Source organism: Candidatus Woesearchaeota archaeon, assembly GCA_016214075.1.
Taxonomy (GTDB): Archaea; Nanobdellota; Nanobdellia; order Woesearchaeales; family DSVV01; genus JACRPI01.
Genome location: JACRPI010000042.1, coordinates 1 through 5,454 on the forward strand (window position 1 = coordinate 1; position 5,454 = coordinate 5,454).

The window sequence follows — 5,454 nt, forward strand, 5'->3', positions numbered from 1 at the left end:
GCCACGCCCTGCGGGCTTTCACTTCGTTCAGGACGCCTAACAGCGATTAAGAGGAAAATCCTTGCAGGATTTTACACAAATTTATGCTACGCAAAAACTTCTCTTCATCGCATATGTTATACGCACTTAAATTTCAGTGGCACGAACGGATAGGGGACAATTTTAACTCTGATGTTTTTTCTTAGGATAAGATTTGTTGAGGAAAGGTTTAAAAGATGGGCTATAAATCTTCTTACATGGGATATTTTCAGTTCCTCTTTGCAAAAGAGCATCGCATGGAAATTCTTCGTATAACTACCGTTGGCATTGCAAGCATCCTCTTCTGGCTGCACATTCTTCCCCTTTCAGTGCTGCTGGTTGCTATAGCATTCGGTGTGTACTCGCTCATTAAGACGGCTGTTCTTGAGCTAGTGCGTGAGAAAAAGATTGGGACTGAGTTGTTCATTTCAATTGCGGTAATTGTTGGCGTATTGGGTAAAGAATATCTTGCTGCTGCAATAGTGCTCATGATTATTTTGATCGCTGAGTACATCGCCAGCGTCAATACGGAAAAGACGCGAGCATCAATTCAAGATCTTATTGGTACAATCCCCACAACTATCACTGTGTACCGAAATAACAAAGAGATAACAGTAAAATTAGAAAGTGTTCGGGTTGGTGACATCATTCTTGCTCGCACAGGAGAACGACTGCCAGTGGATGGTATTATAATTAAAGGAACTGCAACAATTAATCAAGCTCCGATCACTGGGGAAAGTACTCCTCAAGAGAAGAAGAAAGATGATACAGTGTACGCTGGCACCATTATTACCACAGGTGCTATTAATATTAAGGTAACCAAACTTGTACAAGACACAGTCTTTGCACGTATTATTAAGCTGGTGGAAGATGCAGAGCAGAATAAAGCACCTATCGAAAAACTGACCGACAAAGTAGCCACATATCTAATTCCAATCGCATTTCTTTTTGTCATTGGTATTTATTGGTATACACGCGATGTGAAAATGGTTATTGCAGCACTCATCTTTATGTCTCCAGCAGAGCTAGGGCTTGCCACGCCACTTGTAACAATTTCCGCTGTTGCACGTGCAGCAAAAGAAGGAATCCTCATCAAAGGAGGACTCTATTTAGAAGAACTTGCAAAAGTCGATACATTTGTGTTTGACAAAACAGGTACACTCACCACTGGAATGCCAAATATTCAAACAGTCACATCATATGATCAGAATTACACCCAAAATGATGTTCTCTCATTTGCTGCGTCAGCAGACCGACGATCAAGTCATCCAATAGCGAAAAGCATTGTCGCATATGCAGCACAAAAGAAGATTAGATTAGTGGAACCGACACGCTTTACCGTAGTACATGGTAGAGGAGCACGCGCCACTGTGAACGGAAAAAATGTCTTAGTAGGTAATAAAAAATTCCTCACAGAAAACAACATCGAAGTCTCTCAAAACGCAACACGAACAACCATCTTTGTCGCTGTTAATAAACGCGTCATCGGAGCTATAACTATCAATGATACAATACGGCCAGAAGCAAAAAAAGCCATCGAGGCACTACGCAAAAGTGGAGTGAAACACTTTGTCATGCTCACAGGAGACAATGAAGAGAGCGCACAAACCGTTGCACGAGCCATTGGCATCACTGAATGGAAAGCAAACCTACTACCTGAAGAAAAAATAGATTACATCAAAAAATTACAAAAACATGGACGCATCGTTGCAATGGTTGGCGATGGCATCAACGATGCTCCAGCACTGGCGCAAGCAAGCATCGGATTGGCAATGGGAGCAATTGGCACACAAGCAGCAATGGAAGCAGCAGATGTTGTCCTTGTAAACGACAACTTACTCAAAATCGCACGCGCAAAAGCAATCAGCAAACGATCGTATCGAACTATCAAAGAAAACGTGTTCGTCGGCGTTGGAGTCGTACACGTCATAGGCATAACACTCGTACTGCTACGCATCATCGGACCAGTAGAAGCAGCAGCAATACATCTCGTGCCAGACGTAGCAGTATTACTCAATTCGGTAAAACTCTTACGAGTAAACATTCAATAGAACATAAAGAAATTCTCCAGCGAAACATTGTCTTCTTTTCAATACCACTTATAATTCAGTTAATTGCAGGGATAATTATGATTTATGCGGTGTTTCTCATGTCAAAAAAATCTTATACTTGATATGTTAAAATTGTCCCCTTGATACTTGTTCTTTATGGCTCACTTTGTTCGCTGGATTGAAACGACTGCCACTAAAATTTAACTCTTCGGTTTTCGGCTTCGCCGACCGTTGCACTAAACCTCGTTCCTATGGAAGCGTATAACAGCGATTTACCGACTACGCTCGGTTGCACCTCGCTCCGTCCAAATTGATTTTTCGAGGTAAAAATTTGTGGGTTGCCTCAAATGTTTACAGCTCTGAAAAATCAACTTCGGTAAATCGCATATGTTATATGAAATTTAGATTTTGGGCTAGAAATAAAATAATAGTAACCGAAAAGCTTTAGTTCATCCAACCATCATAACCAGATTGGTCTATTCCATTTTCATTTCTGCCTGATGCCTTTGTCATATCAACTTTGAGGAATTGCTTTCCTGTTTTTCTGCAATAATCTTCAAGCATTTCTATGCTTCTTCGGACTGCTGTTTCTTTATATTCATCACTGGTTCCAATCCCTTTTTTCAATCTTTCAATTCCAAGTCGCGCTTCTTTTCTTAATCCCTCGACATTCATTCCCATTTCATGAGCATAAACTGGTCTTCCGACTATTTTTTCTAATCCCTCATGAAATTTTGAAAAATCTGTCATCAGAATGTCTTCGAATATTTGGTACATCGCAACTTCTGTTGGATTGTCTGATTCCCACCAGTGATTTTCTCCATAAGATTGCATCGCAGTCCTCAGACTATCTACATTTTTTTGAGGCAATTCCTCTCCAAATCTTGCTCTTATGTAGGCATCATTAATTTCTGTCATACTATATGGAATAGACTTAACCTTTATAAGCTTTTCGGTTAGTAACCACTTCGCAGTTAATATCAGTATGCCCAAAATCTAAACTCAAAATTTCTGCGAAATTTTGGGGACGTCTTGCAGACTTTCGCTTCGCTCACCCTCATATAACAGCGATTATCTGGGATTTTCCTGCGAAATTTCCCAAAATTTTTGCTTCGCAAAAACTTCTGTTAATCGCGATGTTATGTGAAATTGTCTCTTCTGTGGTAGGGTGCGTCGCGGTTGCCTTTCGGGCAATGCTCGGCTCTGCCTCGCATGATATTAGCAAACGACAGGGCGTATTTTTCTAAGAATGCCTTTAAATAGATATGTGATTATTTGTATAATAAGAATCACAAAGAGTTACAATAGTGGTGGAAATGGCAACTGTAAGAATTGATGATGATCTTTTAAAAGAAATCAAAGGATGGATTAAGAAGAATGGAAACAAATACGAAACCCCAACAGTAACATCTTTTATAAATAATGCGATATATAGGAAACTAAAAGAAGTAAATAATAGTGGTGTAAAAAAATGAATTCATTTATTAATAAAATAATCTGTGGAGATGTTCTGGAAACATTGAAAAGAATACCTGATAATTCTGTGCATTTAGCTATAACTTCTCCACCTTACAATGTTGGGAAGGATTATGATAATCATAATGATAAGATGGATTATCAGGAGTATCTCAATTGGTTAGAGAAGGTTTGGATAGAAACACAAAGAGTTTTAGTGCCAGGTGGTAGGGTTGCCTTGAATATAGCTCCAACTGGAATTAGAGACTTTCTTCCAATACATCACGATTTTACTAATCAGATGAGAAAAATAGGAATGAAGTTTAGAACAGAAATCGTCTGGTATAAACAGACTATGCTAAAAAGAACTGCATGGGGAAGTTTTAAGAGTCCTTCAAATCCTCATATTGTCCCATCTTGGGAATATGTTTTAATATTCTCAAAAAATGGTGATAAATTGGAAGGATCTGATATAGATGCAGATATTACAAAAGAAGAATTTATGAAATTCTCAGATGGCATGTGGTATATCCCACCAGAGAGACAAAGAAACGGTCATCCTGCTCCATTCCCAGAAGAATTGATCTATCGTCTTATAAAATTCTATTCTTACAAAGGGAATATTATTCTAGACATGTTTGGTGGCACAGGAACAGTTGTGGTTGTTGCCCAAAAAACAGGGAGAAATTTTATACATATTGATATTTCATCAGAGTATTGTAAAACCGCTGAAGAAAGATTGCTAAAAATAAAAAAAGAATTGTCACAAGTGAAACTATCTCTTGTTTGTTGATTTGTGCCAATTGATAAGATCTTTTGGCAATTCTTCTATATGTTTGATCATCCCACCTAACTTTGTTTTTGGATTAAGGATATAAACACCATCTGTATAATGACTCCCTAATAATCTGTCTTTTGTTGGTTTATCTTCGCTTCCCCATTCGGATTGCCATACACTGCCTTTTTGCTGTCTTCCTTTATCGGGCGTGGCAAAAACAACTTTCAAATCTTCAATCATTTCTTTCAAAACAACTGCATAGAAAAGAGTTTCAGAAAATCTACCATGCAGACTTGTTTTGCAACTTATTATTGCGACAGGATTTTCTTCTTTATCAATAACTATCAAGTCTATATCGCCCCAAATTTTTTGGGACGGTTCTCCTTTGCCAACTGGTATTGAGAGTTTGTTCCATAACTGAGAAGCCTTTTTAACATTCCTGCCTTTTATGACATTCAAATCAGAACCTAATTTTTTGAGCTGTTGATTCACAAAACTCATTACATTATTTTCCCATTCTTCACCGCTTTTCTGAACATAACTTTGTCGTTCATCGACAGTTTTGTAATTTCTTTTAGTCATATGAAATATGGCTTTTTCTTTGTTTATAAATATATTCAAACTACGCCCTGTCTGAAGAATATATTTTTTGGCGACGCACCCTTTTTGTATAAGAGCCAACTCAAAATTCTTTCAGAATTCTGGTTTTGCTTTCAGCAAAACTCACTTAACAGAGATTTCAAGACTTGCTCTGGCTCGTCCAAATTCAGCACCAGATCTTTTGCTCATAATATTTATTATATCAAAATACGCAAAGAATAGAGCTGATCTTCTTGAAATCTCGGATGTTAGTTTCAATTTGCCCCCTCGCTACGAAACGGAAAACGAACGGAAGCCCCCACCGAGTGCCTACGGCACAGATAGTCTCGCTACGCAAGAAATAAACATGATACTGTCAACTATTAGTCATCTCTCTTTGCAGCAAATCTAATCAAACTCAATAATTTCCTTCTTTTTAATTTCAAATCAATGTCTGCGGCTTCAGCAGGTGTTTTTCCTTTTAATCCATGCTCGTTTCCAACACGAATGTATTTTTCATCCATATGTATTCTTCCTTTGATAGTTGGATTTGCTTGAGAATTTGCCTGATTA

The 5,454-nt window shown here is 38.2% G+C and carries 6 protein-coding genes; 3 read left to right on the forward strand and 3 right to left on the reverse strand.

Annotated elements, in window-relative coordinates; translation table 11 throughout:
* The first annotated feature begins 236 nt into the window (after positions 1–236).
* Positions 237–2,069, forward strand: coding sequence for a cadmium-translocating P-type ATPase (cadA, locus tag HZC31_07710; GenBank protein ID MBI5003244.1), 1,833 nt, complete (start codon positions 237–239; stop codon positions 2,067–2,069).
* A gap of 444 nt (positions 2,070–2,513) precedes the next feature.
* Here cadA and HZC31_07715 read toward each other — a convergent pair whose 3' ends face one another.
* Positions 2,514–2,987 (reverse strand): hypothetical protein, encoded by a 474-nt coding sequence (locus tag HZC31_07715; protein MBI5003245.1) that lies wholly within the window; start codon positions 2,985–2,987, stop codon positions 2,514–2,516.
* A gap of 398 nt (positions 2,988–3,385) precedes the next feature.
* On the opposite strand from HZC31_07715, the gene HZC31_07720 reads away from it, so the two are divergent.
* Together HZC31_07720 and HZC31_07725 are read left to right on the forward strand one after the other, a co-directional pair.
* On the forward strand, positions 3,386–3,544 hold the full coding sequence (locus HZC31_07720; GenBank protein ID MBI5003246.1) for a hypothetical protein: 159 nt from the start codon (positions 3,386–3,388) through the stop codon (positions 3,542–3,544).
* Entirely contained in the window at positions 3,541–4,317 is a 777-nt protein-coding gene (locus tag HZC31_07725; protein ID MBI5003247.1) for a site-specific DNA-methyltransferase, read from the forward strand. Before HZC31_07720 ends, HZC31_07725 begins: the two co-directional genes overlap by 4 nt.
* Here HZC31_07725 and HZC31_07730 read toward each other — a convergent pair.
* Entirely contained in the window at positions 4,300–4,884 is a 585-nt protein-coding gene (locus tag HZC31_07730) for a hypothetical protein (GenBank protein MBI5003248.1), read from the reverse strand. The two genes, HZC31_07725 and HZC31_07730, sit on opposite strands and share 18 nt — an antisense overlap.
* 380 nt (positions 4,885–5,264) lie before the next feature.
* Positions 5,265–5,405 (reverse strand): hypothetical protein, encoded by a 141-nt coding sequence (locus HZC31_07735; GenBank protein MBI5003249.1) that lies wholly within the window; start codon positions 5,403–5,405, stop codon positions 5,265–5,267.
* Positions 5,406–5,454 lie beyond the last annotated feature (49 nt).